Consider the following 16,271-nt stretch of genomic DNA (forward strand, 5'->3'; position numbering starts at 1 on the left):
GAGGCTAGAGCCCCGAAGAAGCTACAGGAAAAAATTAGTTTTGGGACTCCGTAATTTCAGTCTGTAGTAGGAGGTGAACGATGATGAGATCGGTATAATTAGGAAATGAGAGGAGAGTCATACCATTACTCAAGTTGGGCATCTTTATAGACAAAATGGAGGTTGAAAAGATTGAATAGGCACGAAAAAAGCACGAAAGCACCAAGCCTTCTCAGCAATCGGTTTCTGCAGACGATTTTATTATCCAACGTGCTCCTGCAGATCGGCATTTGGGTACGTAATTTTGCTATTCTTCTATACGTTGCCGAAAGAACTAACAATGATCCATACGCCATTTCGCTAATCAGCGTGGCAGAATTCGCGCCAATATTTGTTTTTTCATTCATCGGAGGTACATTTGCCGACCGCTGGCGGCCAAAGCGAACGATGATCTGGTGCGATTTATTATCTGCGGTATCGGTATTCGCAGTACTTCTGACCATACATTTCGGTTCGTGGCACTCGGTCTACCTTGTCGCATTCATCTCAGCTATTCTTTCGCAGTTCTCGCAGCCATCAAGCATGCGATTGTTTAAGTATCATGTGCCTGAAGAACAGCTTCAGCAAGGGATGGCTCTATTCCAATCTCTAATGGCTATCTTCATGGTGCTTGGCCCCATGCTTGGCACCTTTGTTTACAGCACATTTGGCCTTGAAACATCGATCGCGATCATGGGTGTAGTCTTCCTTCTTTCCGCTCTCGTCCTTATTCGCTTGCCTGAGGATAATATGGAATCTCAAACGGTCGCTGTCAAAGGGCAGTTCCGTAAAGATTTTATTGAAGGCTTCCGCTATGTTTGGCAAAGCCAAGTGCTGCGAATGCTCGGACTCGCGTTTATTCTCGCAGGACTCGCTGTTGGCGTAGCTCAAGCGCTCAACCTGTTTATCGTAACAGAACGGCTAGGCAAGAGTAAGGAGTTCTTGCAATACTTACTGATGGTGAATGGCGTAGCCATGCTGATCGGTGGCGGGATTGTAGCCACCTTTGCGAAACGGGTTCCGCCGCAGTTGCTTCTTGCCATAGGCATGCTGGCAGGCGCGGTCTGCACCGTCATTGTCGGGTATTCGACGAGCGTTCCGATCACGCTGACCGTTCAATTTCTGAATGGGCTTGTTTTCCCTTGTATTCATATCGGGATCAGCACAATGATTCTGAAATGGTCAGATTCATCCATTGTTGGCCGAGTAAATGGGGTTCTGAATCCAATGTTCGTTGGCATGATGGTCATATCCATGTCTTTCGCAGGCGCTTTGAAGGACGCCTTTTCGCTGGGTACGATCTATAGCGGAGCTGGATTATTATTCCTTATCGGCGCACTATCCATGGTGCCGATCATGAACCAAAAAGCGCCGGATCATGCACTTACTGCACAAGAGTCATAATGTTTACCGATTGTCAAGAATGAGTCAACTCGTCGGAGCCGCAGGACTGATTACCGGCTTCTGGGTCCATAAGAAGCAGTTAACTCCAACCACGTCAATTGACGTGGTATTTTTTTGCGTAAAAACGCTTGACTCTCACGTGCACTGGAGAGTGTATACTCGAGTAGGAAGAGGTGATGAAATGATGTACAGCATTGGACAGTTGTCCAAAAATACAAATATATCTATAAGAACGCTAAGATACTATGACGAGATCGGGTTATTGAAGCCTGCGAAGGTAGCCGATTCGGGCTACCGGTACTATTCCGACGAGGAGATTAATGTGCTCCAGCATATTACAGCCTTGAAAGAGCTGGGATTTACGCTGGCATCCATCAAAGAGATGTTGAGTACGGATAAGAATTCGCATGAGCAACGTTGGAGAGATTACCTGGATTTTGAACTGGCAACGGTTCAGGAAGAGAAGAAACGTCTGGATGAGATGGAGAAGCTGTTGCAGACGGCAAGGTTTGCCATTGAAATGAAAGGGGAGATTGAAGCAGAAGATATCTTTCTATTCATCAAGGCGCTTCAGTCTCCCTTAGAGATTAGAGATACATTTCTTGCCCGGCATTTCTCGGAACATGAAATAAAGATTATTAAAAATTTGCCGGACCTCAGCTTAAATGATCCACGAAGCATGGCCTGGGCGAAGCTGATTCGGAATGTGAAGGAGCATCTGCACGAGCCTCCTTCCTCTATCATATCTCAGAAGCTTGCGGAACAAATCATAGAAGTTTCTATGGAATGGTTCCAGCAGGATGAACAAGGTGTACGGCATGGATACTGAAGTCATGGATCATATCGATCGAATTGTTAATTATTATCTAGAGCACTTGGAGGAGGGAGACAACGATGACAGCCACAACAGCTAAGCAAAATGGCAGAGCATGGACGTATGTTTTCATAGGAGGACTATTGGAGGTTTTGTGGGCAAGCGGGTTCAAATACGAGGCCATTCCAAGTGTTGTCGTGCTTGTATCCCTGCTTGCAAGCTTCGATTTAATCATTCGCGCCACTAAAATATTGCCTGTCGGCACGGTCTATGCTGTATTCACTGGAATTGGAACGCTAGGAACGACGATTGTAGAAATTATACTATCTGGCGGTGTCAGTCTACTGCGGATCTTATTCGTCTTATTGTTATTGGCATGCATTGTTACCTTGAAATTGTCGAGCAAAGGGAGTGAAGCTTGATGGATTGGTTGTTGCTCATTTCGGCGGGTTTGATGGAGATTGTCGGGGTTATCGGGATTAAACGGGTTGCGAAAAATAACAACTGGACCAATAACCTCATCCTCATCGGAGGATTCGTCATTAGCTTTCAGCTGCTTGTTCGTGCCATGGAGACCATCCCGCTCGCAACGGCTTATGCGGTGTGGACAGGGATTGGAGCGGTTGGGGCTGCGATTGTGGGGATGATTTTTTTCAAAGAATCCAAAAGCTGGCTTCGTATCGGTAGCATTCTTGGAATTATCTTCGCTGTCGTTGGTTTAAAGCTAGTTAGCTAAAATACATGCGTACACAAACGGCAGGAATGCCGTTTTTTTTGTTCTCTTCTCTGTACTTCCTGTTTTGTGTGTTCGGCCAGTGAGATTCGGCATGATCTTAATAAAAAAATTAGAGATGCGTATCAAACCCTTAAGCTTTCGTCTCTAAAATGGGTTCAAAGACATTTGTGCCGCGCTCTGCAGGAAGAAAGGATGTAATCATGTATCAAGGAAAGTTACGTAAAATCACCATTGTCCTGTTAGTCTTATATACCCTGTTGACGCTCTATTTCTTGTATATAGGTTTTAACAGAATTGCTTTTGATCGTATTCCTGGCTTGCGGTATAATCTAGTCCCTAAAGGAATTCCGCTGCACTTTCCAATGGGGAGAAGCTTTGATGGTTGGTTTTTTGAATTGGGGAACTTTGTAGCATTTATCCCTTTTGGGGCTGTCATCCCACTTCTGTACCGTTGTCATTTTATTCGGTTCATTTCTTTATTCGTGCTGTCTATTACGATTCTTGAAATTATTCAAATGCTTACACAGTTAGGAGCCTTCGATATCGACGATATCCTGATTAACTCCATGGGGGCTGCGGTCGGATTTTGGGCACAGCGTTTGGTGACACGTGATCGAGATCACTTGAAGGGCATCTGTCGAATCATCCTCATCGCGATTGTGCTTTCGATGAGTTTCGTTGTCATGATTGGTAGCGTGAATTATTATTTAGAAAACGAGACTGACGAAGTCGTAGCCCTCAATAAACTTGCGATAAACGATGGATCAGTACTGTGGATTAAGGGCATGGCCGATGGTGCGATTAAGGGATAGCGTACGAATAAATGGAATGTAAATGCATGCGAAAACCGCTGGGGCTGATCAAGCTTCGGCGGTATTTTGCTTTTCAGCTCTAAACTCCGTTTATATTCTGTTTAAAAAGAGGTGTTAACATCACTACATCATCAGTTGTATGGGAGGAATTACGATGGATTATAGAAAAATAGAGCCAAATAACGGCGATTGGGCCGTTGAAGCACGTGGACTTGTCAAAACGTTCGGCGATAATCGCGCGGTAGATGGTGTCAACATGAATGTACGTGCCGGATCGATATACGGCGTACTTGGGCCGAATGGAGCAGGGAAGACGACGACCATTCGCATGCTGGCGACGCTGCTTCGACCGGATGCGGGATCGGCAAGCATCTTCGGACACGATGTGCAGAAGGAATCGCAAATCGTCCGTCAATTGATCGGCGTCACAGGGCAATACGCCTCCGTTGACGAATCGCTTAGCGCGACTGAGAACCTGATCATCTTCTCTCGATTGCTCGGGCTCGGGCGCGCAGAGGCCAAGCGTAAAGCAGCGGAGCTGCTGGAGGAGTTCGGATTAACGGAGGCAGCGAGACGGCCGCTCAAAAATTTCTCAGGCGGTATGCGTAGGAGGTTAGATCTGGCGGCGAGCCTCATTGCACAGCCACCGCTCATTTTCTTGGATGAACCGACTACGGGGCTTGACCCACGTACGCGTTCACAGATGTGGGATACGATTCGTCGGTTGGTGAATACGGGTTCTACCGTCTTGCTCACAACGCAGTATCTTGAAGAGGCGGACCAACTGGCAGATCGGATCGCGGTGATCGATCGAGGTCATGTTGTCGCCGAAGGCACGGCAGATGAGTTGAAGGCATCTGTTGGTACCTCATCCCTGCATTTGAGAGTTCAGAATCCGCTAGATATCGAGAGCGCTCGCCACACCGTCGAACAAATACTTTGTGTTCCGTCTAGTGTGTCATCGGAAGCAGCGAAGATTACGGCACCGATGGCAGACGCTGATCGGGTCACGGACCTGTTAATTGCTCTCCGTGAAGCGGGGATCCACTTATCAGAGGTGAGTGTACAGAAGCCGACGCTTGATGAGGTATTCCTTACCATAACGGGTGAAGGTGTGAAGCAAGGTGCGTCATTCGCATCCAATGAATCGAACAAAGTGGAGGTGGCAAGAGCATGAGCAGCTCGTCAATTAAGCCAGGTGTAAATCGGCAACTTAAAAACTACACGAGCTTTGGTCAGTCTGTACGCCACTCGTTAACGATGGCCTATCGAGGTCTGCTTAAGCTGAAGCGCACGCCGGAGCAATTGTTCGATGTTACGCTGCAACCTATTATCTTTACTCTGATGTTTACCTATATCTTTGGCGGAGCCATCTCCGGTGACGTCGTGAGCTATTTGCCAGTCATCATACCTGGCATTCTCGTTCAGACCGTGATTACGACCTCTATCGTTACAGGTGTACAGCTGCGTGAGGACATGGATAAAGGTGTGTTCGATCGATTTAAGTCACTGCCTATTGCACGGATTGCACCGCTAGCTGGAGCCCTCTTGGCAGATACAATCCGCTATACGATTGCGACAGTGCTCACTTTTACAATGGGATATCTTATGGGTTATCATCCAGCTGGAGGCCTTGGCAATGTCGCCATCGCCGCGCTTCTTGTGATTTTATGCTCCTGGGCGATTAGCTGGATTTTCGCGTTCTTCGGCGTTATTGCCCGCACGGCCTCCAGCGTACAGGGGATATCGATGATTGTGCTGTTCCCGCTTACGTTTCTATCCAATGCGTTTGTTCCGGTTAATACCATGCCTGGCTGGCTCCAGTGGTTTGTGAATATCAATCCGATTTCGCATCTTGTCTCGGCAGTCCGGGACCTTACTAACGCGGGTACCGTGGGTTGGGATCTCGTGATCTCTCTCATCGGAGCTGCTGTCATTGTAGCGATCTTCGCGCCTATCACGGTACGTGCCTATATGCGCCGGACATAAATGCAGTAAAAAGCAGCCGCAAGGCTGTTTTTTTTCGTGTCTAATGCTGCTGCGCCAATAATTGTTCTCATAGGACCGGTAACTCAAACGTTTTTACGGGTTGGTACCGAATCAAGTTTTCAAATAATCATGTCCGTTTTTTACAATTCATCAAGAATGAAATGGGTCATAATGGAAGCGAGTATGAAATTAATTCGTTCGATGGAGGTTATATAAAATGATGAAACCACGCATTACCGTACTCACCTTAGGCGTAGATGATTTAGAAAGATCATTGACTTTCTATCGGGACGGATTAGGGTTCCCGACAGAAGGGATTATCGGGAGGGAGTTCGAACATGGAGCGGTCGCATTTTTCGACTTGCAGGTGGGGTTAAAGCTAGCGATCTGGGATCGCAGAGATCTCGCGCACGAGACGAAGGTTCCCTTATCAACGCCTAGCTCGACCGATTTGACAATCGGTCATAATGTTGGCAGTAAAGAAGAAGTGGATCGAATCATGGAACTTGCCGGGCGGGCAGGTGCGGTCATCACGGACCCTGCACATGTTGCCTTCTGGGGAGGATACTCGGGCCATTTCCAAGATCCAGATGGTCACCTATGGGAAATTGCTTGGAATCCAGCATGGGAGTTCGAGGAATAGATTCCATGCGCTAATGACAACGAAAGCCACCTTTGGGTGGCTTTTTAATATACGATGCTTCATCCTATTCGAAAAGGAAATACCGTGATACCGTCGAACATAATCATAAAATAGATCACACTGGATTAGAGGGCGTAGAACGGAGGCTCCGATGTCGATACCTATCATTTCAACCAAACTCTATATCCCACCGCTCCGCGCTAGCCTTGTCACTCGGCCAAGGTTGATTGAGCGATTGAGCGAAGGCGCTAAGCGCAAGCTGACGCTGATCTCTGCTTCCGCCGGCTATGGTAAAACAACGCTAGTCAGCGAATGGCTGGCTGCGTATCCACAACCAACGGCATGGCTCTCGCTTGATGAGGGGGATAATGACCTTGCGCGGTTTCTGAATTATCTTATCGCTGCCTTGCGAGAGGTAGCGCCGAATATAGGAGAAGGCGTATTAGGATGGCTGCAATCGTCTCATTTGCCGCCACCCGAAGCGATGATAACGGCTTTGATCAATGAAATGATGGTTATATCAGATTCTTTCGTTCTCGTTCTGGATGATTATCACGTAATCACATCTGATCAAGTTAAAGATACTGTCGCCATATTACTGGAACATACGCCTCCACAGATGCATTTGGTCCTGACTACACGTGAGGATCCCCATTTACCTTTGTCACGGCTGCGTGTCAGGAATCAGTTAATAGAAGTGCGTGCGTCTGATTTGCGCTTCACGTCCTCCGAAGCCGCTGAATTCCTTAGCCAGGTGATGGGGTTACACCTTTCATCGGACCATGTTGCCCTCCTCCTCTCCCGGACAGAAGGTTGGGCTGCCGGCTTGCAATTAGCTGCATTGTCCGTGCAAGGGCAGGGAAATCCCGACAGCATCATCCAATCCTTCAGCGGCAGCCATCCTTTCGTACTCGACTACTTGGTTGAAGAAGTGCTGCAGAAGCAGCCCGAAAGGATTCAGCATTTCTTGCTGCATACTTCGATTCTTGACCGAATGTGCGGGACCCTGTGTGATTCCGTGCTGGATAGAGGTGTTCAGGAACAACAGATCATCACAGAATCAGGGCAAGAAACCTTAGCATATCTCGAGCGTGCCAATCTATTTATTGTGCCGCTGGACAACGAACGGAAGTGGTATCGTTACCATCATCTCTTTGCAGATTTGTTGCGGAGACGGTTGATGGCGCAGAGCAGTGCCTCGGAAGAAGGGGATCATGATCGAAGCGTGGCAGCCTATCATAGACGTGCTAGCAAGTGGTATCAAGAAAATGGGTTTGCGATTGAAGCTTTTCACCATGCAACGGAAGCTGGAGATACGCTGCTGGCTGCGCATCTGTTAGAGGGAGAAGGCATGCCGCTGATCTTTCGTGGGGCGGTGGCACCTGTCATGCATTGGCTTAGCGGTTTGCCGCGTGAGAAAATGGATGCTATTCCGTCCCTATGGGTCATGTATGCTTCTTCCTTACTCTTAGTGGGTCAGACATTAGGCGTTGAACAGAAGCTGCAAGCTGCGGAGCAAGCGCTGCAAGGGACTGTACAAGATGAGAAGACCCTAGATCTGATCGGGCATATCGCCTCAATCCGTGCCGCGTTAGCTGTCAGCAAGCACCAAGCCGACTCGATTATGGCGGAGTCGCTCCGCGCCCTAAAACATCTGCACCCCGCTAACCTGCCTGTCCGTACAGCGACGACCTGGGCGCTGGGTTATGCTTATCAGCTTCAGGGGGACCGTAGTGCAGCGAGCAACGCCTATGCCGAAGCGTTAGCGAATAGCCAGATGATTGGGCATGTCATGATCACGATGATGTCGACACTTGGACTTGGGATGATTCAGGAGGCTGATAACCAACTCGCTGCAGCGGCTGAGACATACGAGCACGTTCTGAAGTTGGCAGGGGAACCGCCGCTGCCGGTCGCTTGCGAAGCGCATCTGGGCGTTGCTCGGATCTGCTACGAATGGAACGATCTTGAGGCTGCGATGCGGCACGGCCAGCAGAGTGTTCGACTGGCACAGCAGTTCGAACAGACGGACCACGCTATTGCAGGCGAAGTGTTCCTAGCGAGCGTGGAGCTCGCGCGAGGGAAAGTGAGCAGCGCAGTTGCGACAGCAGAGACAGCACAACAGATAGCTCGAGAGCGGAAGTTCGTGAATCTCCTTCCGCAGATCGCCAATCTCTATGTACGCGCTCAGCTGGAACGAGGGAATCTTACCGCAGCCGTTCAACATCCGCAGCCGTTGGCAATGCACGCAAGTCAGGCTCGTGTGCAACTTGCAGAGGGGAAACCCCGTGCAGCGCTAAGGATGCTACAGTTATTGTGTGAGCAGGCGGAGGCCAAGGGACTTCGAGATGAACGGCTTAAACTGATGGTTCTGCAGGTGGTCGCTCTGGACGCGAATGGAGACAAGGGGGAGGCCGTACAACTCCTTGAGGATGCACTCGTGATGGCCGAGCCCGGCGGATTCATACGTACTTTTGTCGACGAAGGAATGCCGATGCATCAGTTGTTGTGCGAAGTGGCTGAACGAGGAACGATGCCGCACTATATTAGTAAGCTGCTGGCAGCTTTTGGACTGGTGGAATCGAAGGTTGTGGTTGCGATCGAACGACTTCGAACGATACCGCCCCAACATCTTGTAGAGCCGCTGAGTGCTAGGGAGCTGGAAGTATTGCGCCTCGTCGCCCAAGGGCTATCGAATCGTGAGATCAGCAAGCGGCTGTTCATCGCACTTACGACAGTCAAAGGGCATAACCGGATTATTTTTGACAAACTGCAGGTCAAGCGGCGTACCGAAGCGGTAGCACGTGCGCGCGAGTTAGGTCTGTTGTAAAACCATACTTTAGTAGCTATATGACAATACCTTATGCTCGATATACTTATTGCAAATTGAGGTTTGGAGGAAACTCATGAAAGCGATAGTATGTACCAAATATGGATCACCAGAGGTTCTGGAGCTTAGAGAGGTCGAGAAGCCTACGCCCAAGGATCATGAAATCCGGGTGAAAATTCATGCAACAACCGTAACGTCAGGCGACACTCGCGTACGAAGCTTCAAAAGCCCGATTCTATTCTGGATCCCCATGCGACTAATCTTAGGGATCACCAAACCTAGAAATAAGATTCTAGGGGTAGAGTTCGCCGGGGAGATTGAAGCGGTAGGGAAACAGGCTAAGCGATTCAAAAAAGGCGACCAGGTGTATGCTTTAAATGGGATGCGATTTGGTGCGCATGCGGAATATATTTGTATGCCTGAGGAGAGCAGCATCGCCTTAAAACCGACGAATGCGACCTACGAAGAAGCGGCAGCCATTCCTTTTGGGGGCACTACTGCATTGCATTTTTTCAGAAAAGCAAATGTAAAGGCGGGTCAAAAAGTTCTGATCTATGGCGCATCGGGATCGGTAGGGACCTCCGCGGTGCAGATTGCAAAGATTATTGGAACCGACGTTACGGCGGTATGCAGCTCGGCAAATTTTGAATTTGTGAAGTCTCTGGGAGCTGATCATATTATCGATTATACGAAAGAGGATTTTGCACAGGGGGAAGCACGTTATGATGTGATCTTCGATGCCGTTGGGAAGAGCTCCAAAGCAAGCTGTAAGAAGGCATTAAAGCCGAACGGCACATTCATTACCGTGGTTGGGCAGGGCATGGCGAAGATGCTTAAGGAAGATTTAATTTACCTCAAAGCGCTTACGGAGGAAGGGAAACTCCAATCAGTCATCGATCGAATCTATCCATTTGAGCAGATTTCTGAGGCCCATCGCTATGTGGAGAAAGGGCACAAGAAGGGGAATGTCGTCATCACGGTGAGATAGGATGAATGATGGAAGTGAAATAGTACGATGAAGCGACCGTTTCCCGACACTCAATCGGGGAGCGGTCGTTTATTTTTTTTGCAGGTACCAATTGAGAACTTGACAGGCGAACGAGAACTGGGCAAGACAATGGGGCTGAGCTATAATACTGCTCAGTACCATGATCCTTGTAAAGGTTGGGGGAGCGATTGGCTTATGTTCAAATCCACGTATTTGCGCATTTTTGTGTGGAGCGGTATCTTTATCATCCTCATTATCATCCCATTTTCATTCTTTCTGATCCAACGATTCGAAGGTTATGCCTCATCTCAGATTGGATCGATCAACCGAGATCGAATTGAAGAAACATTGGATCGTACGGAATTCATCCTGGCTAAGCTGAAATGGTACAGCTTGAATATGTATGAGGATCAGACGATTCAGAACTGGATGTATTCAGAGAAGGATGATCCATTGCTGGATGCAGCAGCGCTTCAAACGTTATCCAAATACTTATCCAAAGAATCTTTTTTTGAAGGCGCTTACTTATTTAATATGCGCAGGGAGAAAGTGATCGATTTCGATGTGGGTCTTCTTCCATTTGAAGAATTTTCGGATAAGACCATGTTGGAACGGGTTAAGAAGCAGGATCCTTCCTTACTACGGTATTCTCACCATGAAGCAGGAAGTAAATCGTATATGACATTGCTGCTTCCGCCTTCTTATGTCAAGAAAGAACAATATGGATACTTGGTTGTACGCTTAAATAAACATGCCATGCAACAGTTCCTCATCTCAGGAGGAGGTGACGCGGATAATCAAGTGACATTGATGGATCGGTCGGGACAGGTCATTTTGGGGAAGATGGATGAAGCAATGATGAAGAACGTCATGAATTCGAGAACAGCCGCCAGACAAGGCTCCTTCCAGTTGAAGGTAGACGGGGAACAGGCTTACGTGAATTATGCCGATTTAGATTCCCAGGATTGGACCCTCTATTCGCTATCTGGCATGGAGCAGTTCCGTAAGCAGGCAACGGCTTTCCGACAGGCGATTATGCTGTCTTCTATTCTGCTGCTCATCCTGCTGCTGCTGGCCGCATTCTGGAACTCGCACAGCTTCTTTAAGCCGCTCCGGATACTGGCGAATCAAATCCATGGCAAGCTGCGTATCCGCGCCAAAAGCGACTATGATGCGATTCAGCAAAGCGTCATGTTATTACGCGATCACTACACACTGATAAAGACAGAATATTTGCGACAATGGGTATTGCAGGGCAAACTGGGCGACCAGGCAAGAGAGGCTCTGGCTCGTGAATCCAAGATACTCGACCATACATGGATAAGGCTGGCCGTTGTCAAAATCGATGCTTACTACGAGATCTCGGAACGATACGATTTCGCCTCCCGGAGACTGCTGAAATACGCCATTGGCAACATTGCGGAAGAGATGCTCAGCTGTAAGGATCGTTCCATCGAGGTCGTGGATTTCGGAAGCGATCATTTGTTGATCCTTATTGGTGTTGTCGATCAGGCAGATGACATGATGGAGGAACTACAAGAGCTGCGCCGTCGGGTCAAGCAATACGTTCATCTTAATATCATAGTAGCATGCAGTACTTCAAGACATGTTCGAGATGATTTGCGTTCGATTTACGATGAATTATGCGAATGGACGCTGTTCAAATTCGTGAGTGGCGATGACAAAATATACACCGAGCAAGAATACGAGCGATACGCAGATTTACAGATTCAACCGGATGACACCATACTAGATCTCCTCATTCAGTCCATACGCAGCGGCAAGCAGGAGCAATCCCTTAACTTGCTGGAACAATTGTTTGCCCGGCTGCAAACGATGAAATTCGCCGAATGCCAATTCCAACTCAGATTGCTGTTCTTCTCCTTCGTCAAAGCGTTTAGCAAACGGACTACCCTGCACAGTATTGAAGGCATTGAAAATACGTTGAAGAAATTCACGAAGCTCGAAGAGATACATAGATGGATGAAAGATGAAGTTGTTCGAATGATCTCCCAGCTCGGCGACCAGAAAAGCTTGAATCGCAAAGGGAAAAACGTTGAGGAAGTGATTGAATATATTCAGTGTCACATTTACGATCCAAGGTTGTCTGTGGATGATATCGCCGATCACATTGCACTATCTGCCAAGTATGTACGCCAATTGTTTCTTGATCAGTATGGTGTGTCATTATCCAATTACATTCTGAATATGCGGATTGAGAAGGTGAAGGAATTGCTTCAACATTCGGATATGAGCGTTGCTGAGATTTCACAGCAGGCGGGTTTCCTGACGAAGAGCCATTTCTTTACGGCTTTTAAAAAGGCAACCGGCATGACGCCAGCGCAGTATCGATATCAACAGCCAGACGCCAACGAAGCAAGCGGTTGAAGTGCAGGAAGGGTTCACGGACGGATATAGAACCTGACTGGGCTAATGGTGACCTATGCAGCCGCCGCAAGAGAACTTCATTCGGACATTGAGAACTATCCGTGACTGCTTGGCGGCTGTTACGATAACTCCGACAGACGATCATCACATGGACATAGAGGGGGGCAGTCATTGAGGAGCATTAAAACAAGGAGAAACGGTTTTATCTACGAAATCGTGAAGAATCGGTATTTGTATTTGCTGGCACTGCCAGGCATTCTATTCCTACTCATATTTGCTTATACGCCTATGATTGGGCATTTGCTGGCGTTTCAGAACTATCGGCTTTCTGATGGGCTGTTCGGAAGCGAGTGGGTAGGGTTTAGAAATTTCGAGTTTTTCTTCGGTAGCAAGGATTGGCTGCGTGTGACGTGGAACACCGTGTTCTTGAATGGGCTGTTTCTGGTGTTCGGTCTAGGAACCGCTGTCGTGCTCGCGGTGCTGCTCAATGAAGTCACGGGCAAGTGGTTCAAGAAAACGGCACAGTCGTTCGTATTCTTGCCGTATTTCATTTCTTGGCTGGTCGTCAGCATGATGGTGCAGACGATGTTCAGCTCAACAGAAGGCATGATGAATCAGGCATTAACTGCCCTTGGATCAGAAGGGGTGGATTGGTATTTGACACCGAGTGTATGGCCATTTATTCTGACGTTCGTATACGTATGGAAAGTCGCTGGCTACAATTCGATCATCTTTCTTGCCTCAATAACGGGTATTTCTTCGGAGTATTATGAAAGTGCCAAAATGGAAGGAGCCAGCCGCTTTCAGCAAATCATCTACATTACGCTTCCGCTGTTACGGCCAATCATCATTATTATGACGCTCCTTGGCATCGGTCGGATATTCTATGGAGACTTCGGGATGATTTACGCGATTATCGGGGATGTTGGGGTATTGTTTCCGACGACGGATGTGATTGATACGTATGCGTATCGCGCGCTTCGGCAGATGGGCAACTTCAGCATGTCCTCCGCCATCATTCTCTATCAGTCCTTTATGGGGCTTATCGCAGTTATTTTCTTCAATTGGCTTGCACGCAAGGTAGATCCAGATTCTAGATTGTTCTAAGGTGTGATTGGAATGAGAGAACGTTTTTTCCTTGGTTTTGTGTACGTGCTACTGACCGTTTTTGCATTAATCTGCTTCATCCCGTTTTGGATCGTACTGATTAACTCCTTTGCTAATGAAACAGTTATTCAAACCTCGGGATATCAGTTGTTTCCGACGTCATTCAGCTTGGATGCCTACGCCATGCTCTTGTCAGGAAATCAAGTATTCCGAAGCTATGGCGTCACGTTGTTCGTTACGACGACAGGAACGGTGCTTGGTGTTCTTCTTACGGCGTCCTTCGCCTATGTTCTCAGCCATCCGAAAGTGAAGTATCGACATGTTCTTTCATTCTTGACTTTTTTTACGATGCTGTTCGGTGCAGGGCTTGTTGGATTCTATATGCTCATTGCGAACTGGCTCGGGTTGAAGGACTCCTTATGGGCGCTTATCCTCCCGTACTTGCTGAATCCTTTCTATGCGTTCATCCTTGTATCCTATTATCGCTCCTTGCCCTATGAATTGAACGAAGCAGCTACCGTGGATGGGGCGAATGACATTCATATCTTCTTCCGAGTCATATGGCCGATATCGTTGCCGGTGATTGCTACGGTTGCCCTGTTCTATGCGCTGCAATATTGGAATGATTGGTACCTATCGCTGTTATTTATCGATAATTACAAGTTGCACCCCTTGCAAATGATGATCAGGCAGCTGATGTCCAACTTGAATGCCATGTCCTACGTCGGTGGAAGCCAAACGGACTACAACATCATGATTCCGACCTATGGCATGCAGCTTGCCATTGTGTGTATTACGATTGGGCCGATTGTATTCGTGTATCCTTTCGTGCAGAAGTATTTTATTAAGGGCATGACGCTAGGATCAGTTAAAGGATAATGTTAGATCAAATATGAGGAGGAACGAAAAATGCGAATGAAACGTTGGATTTCATTTTCGCTTGTATTGTTGTTAGTTCTATCTATAGCGGTGGGCTGCTCGAAAGCGTCGGATGAGAAGGCAGCGCCAACAACAACATCAGAATCAGAAACACCAAAGGGAGATCAGACAGCAGACAATAAATTGGAACCGGTTACACTGAAAATTATGATTCCGGGGGACCGTCCGCCAGATATGGATCTGGTCATTGCAGAGGCGGAAAAAAGAATGAAGGACACAATCAATGTCAAATTGGACATCGTGTTTGTGCCATGGGCTGACTTGAGTCAGAAGACACAAGTGACGCTTGCATCTGGGGAAAATATCGACCTGATCTTCGATGCGCCGTGGCTTCACATCAATCAAATGATTGCCGACGGCTTCTATGAGCCATTGGACGACTTGCTTGCCCAATACGGCAAGAATGTGCTGGAGAAACGTCCGCAGCAAATGTGGGATGCGAACAAGTACGGTGGCAAAATTATGGCGGTACCGCTCGGGCTCTCGTATATGGAAGGCAACGGCTATATCGTACGCAAAGACCTTCGCGAGAAGCTGGGCTTACCGCCGATAAAGACCTATAAGGATTTAGTTGATTTTGCTTACAAGGTGAAGGAAAAGGAGCCTGGCATTGCGCCGTTTATGGCAGCGGGGACTACAGGACAGCAGACGTATTCCATTGTAGGTCTGCGCAGCTTGAACGATTATGATACCCATGTTCGTTTTACGCATGCGCTGGGAAGCAGTCTGATGCTGTACTACAAAAACAACGACGGCAAGGTTTACAACTTATTCGAGGATCGAGAGCCGGTTTTGACGTGGATGAAGGATGCTAGACAGCTGTACAAGGACGGGCTTGTATATAAGGATATCTTGGCGGCGAAGGACTTCTTCCAGCCTTTCTTAAGCGGCAAAGTGGCAATCGATACAAAAGGATCGTTTGGTACAGGAATTTCCTTTGATCAACAGTTCAAGAGCAATGTGCCAGGCGGTGATCTGGAAACCGTTACGTTCTTCGATCCGACCAAAGGGGCTAATATTTCAAACTTCAAGCAGTGGAATTTCCTTGCGGTGCCGAAAGTCAGCAAAAACAAGGAACGTGCGGTGATGTTCATGAATTGGGCCAATGAGAAGGAGAACTATGATCTGCTGTCCTACGGGATTCAAGGGAAGCATTGGGAGTCGGTTGGTGACAAGGAATATAAATTGCTCGATACGAAGGGGTATTGGCAGTTTGGCTATGTGTGGGTATGGAATCCAGTCGACGAACGCTCGGATGCGAATGGAGACAAGACACATGAGCACTTCGATGCCGTGCTCCGCGATGCCGACAGCTTTACAAAGGATATTTTGACTGGATTTGAATTCGATCCTTCCGCGGTACAGAACGACCTTAGCCAATACAATACGGTAGAGGCGAAGTATTACCCTGCATTGGTCAATGGCGTCCTTGATCCCGAGGAGACGCTTAAGAAGTTCGAGGCGGAGGCCGGACCTTCACTGAAGCGTGTACAAGTGGAATTGCAAAAGCAAATCGATGCTTTTTTGGCCAAGAAGTAGGCGCTGTTGGTTCATGAAATCGGGTGTAGGACTAGACGCTCGAAGTTATCGAATGATATGATGG

The 16,271-nt window shown here is 47.9% G+C and carries 14 protein-coding genes; all 14 read left to right on the top strand.

Translation table 11 applies throughout. The features are described 5' to 3' along the window. The first annotated feature begins 171 nt into the window (after window positions 1-171). The 14 genes from AC3WU2_RS13785 to AC3WU2_RS13850 all read left to right on the top strand — a co-directional run bounded on the left by AC3WU2_RS13785 (window position 172) and on the right by AC3WU2_RS13850 (window position 16,207). Window positions 172-1,422 carry an MFS transporter gene (locus tag AC3WU2_RS13785; protein WP_492454971.1) on the top strand — a complete coding sequence of 417 codons (1,251 nt, stop codon included), beginning with the start codon at window positions 172-174 and terminating at the stop codon, window positions 1,420-1,422. Between the two features lie 181 nt (window positions 1,423-1,603). Beyond that, entirely contained in the window at window positions 1,604-2,251 is a 648-nt protein-coding gene (locus tag AC3WU2_RS13790; protein ID WP_492454973.1) for a MerR family transcriptional regulator, read from the top strand. A gap of 65 nt (window positions 2,252-2,316) precedes the next feature. Continuing rightward, on the top strand, window positions 2,317-2,658 hold the full coding sequence (locus tag AC3WU2_RS13795; RefSeq protein ID WP_492454975.1) for a DMT family transporter: 342 nt from the start codon (window positions 2,317-2,319) through the stop codon (window positions 2,656-2,658). Then, the gene (locus tag AC3WU2_RS13800; RefSeq protein ID WP_492454977.1) at window positions 2,658-2,972 is read left to right on the top strand and encodes a DMT family transporter; all 315 of its coding nucleotides are present in this window, start codon (window positions 2,658-2,660) and stop codon (window positions 2,970-2,972) included. The genes AC3WU2_RS13795 and AC3WU2_RS13800 overlap by 1 nt, the downstream gene beginning before the upstream one ends. Window positions 2,973-3,172: 200 nt before the next feature. Next, window positions 3,173-3,784: a VanZ family protein gene (locus AC3WU2_RS13805; protein WP_492454979.1), complete on the top strand. Its 612-nt coding sequence runs from the start codon at window positions 3,173-3,175 to the stop codon at window positions 3,782-3,784. Window positions 3,785-3,938: 154 nt separating this feature from the next. Continuing rightward, entirely contained in the window at window positions 3,939-4,961 is a 1,023-nt protein-coding gene (locus AC3WU2_RS13810) for an ATP-binding cassette domain-containing protein (protein WP_492454981.1), read from the top strand. Then, the gene (gene tetB(58) / locus AC3WU2_RS13815) at window positions 4,958-5,773 is read left to right on the top strand and encodes a tetracycline efflux ABC transporter Tet(58) subunit B (RefSeq protein WP_492454983.1); all 816 of its coding nucleotides are present in this window, start codon (window positions 4,958-4,960) and stop codon (window positions 5,771-5,773) included. Before AC3WU2_RS13810 ends, tetB(58) begins: the two co-directional genes overlap by 4 nt. Before the next feature lie 220 nt (window positions 5,774-5,993). Continuing rightward, window positions 5,994-6,416, top strand: a complete 423-nt coding sequence (locus tag AC3WU2_RS13820) for a VOC family protein (protein WP_492455311.1) — start codon at window positions 5,994-5,996, stop codon at window positions 6,414-6,416. Between the two features lie 151 nt (window positions 6,417-6,567). Next, window positions 6,568-9,246, top strand: coding sequence for a winged helix-turn-helix domain-containing protein (locus tag AC3WU2_RS13825; protein ID WP_492454985.1), 2,679 nt, complete (start codon window positions 6,568-6,570; stop codon window positions 9,244-9,246). 76 nt (window positions 9,247-9,322) lie between these two features. Then, window positions 9,323-10,234 (top strand): NAD(P)-dependent alcohol dehydrogenase, encoded by a 912-nt coding sequence (locus tag AC3WU2_RS13830; protein WP_492454987.1) that lies wholly within the window; start codon window positions 9,323-9,325, stop codon window positions 10,232-10,234. Window positions 10,235-10,261: 27 nt separating this feature from the next. Next, window positions 10,262-12,622 carry an AraC family transcriptional regulator gene (locus tag AC3WU2_RS13835; protein ID WP_492454989.1) on the top strand — a complete coding sequence of 787 codons (2,361 nt, stop codon included), beginning with the start codon at window positions 10,262-10,264 and terminating at the stop codon, window positions 12,620-12,622. Window positions 12,623-12,793: 171 nt separating this feature from the next. After that, complete coding sequence (locus AC3WU2_RS13840) at window positions 12,794-13,729, top strand: ABC transporter permease (RefSeq protein ID WP_492454991.1); 936 nt, start codon at window positions 12,794-12,796, stop codon at window positions 13,727-13,729. A 12-nt stretch (window positions 13,730-13,741) separates the two neighbouring features. Next, window positions 13,742-14,608, top strand: coding sequence for a carbohydrate ABC transporter permease (locus tag AC3WU2_RS13845; RefSeq protein ID WP_379350039.1), 867 nt, complete (start codon window positions 13,742-13,744; stop codon window positions 14,606-14,608). A 30-nt stretch (window positions 14,609-14,638) separates the two neighbouring features. Further along, a complete protein-coding gene (locus tag AC3WU2_RS13850; protein WP_492454993.1) occupies window positions 14,639-16,207 on the top strand; it encodes an extracellular solute-binding protein in 1,569 nt (522 codons plus the stop codon). Window positions 16,208-16,271 lie beyond the last annotated feature (64 nt).

It is taken from the genome of Paenibacillus sp. EB106-05-06-XG162, assembly GCF_058791655.1.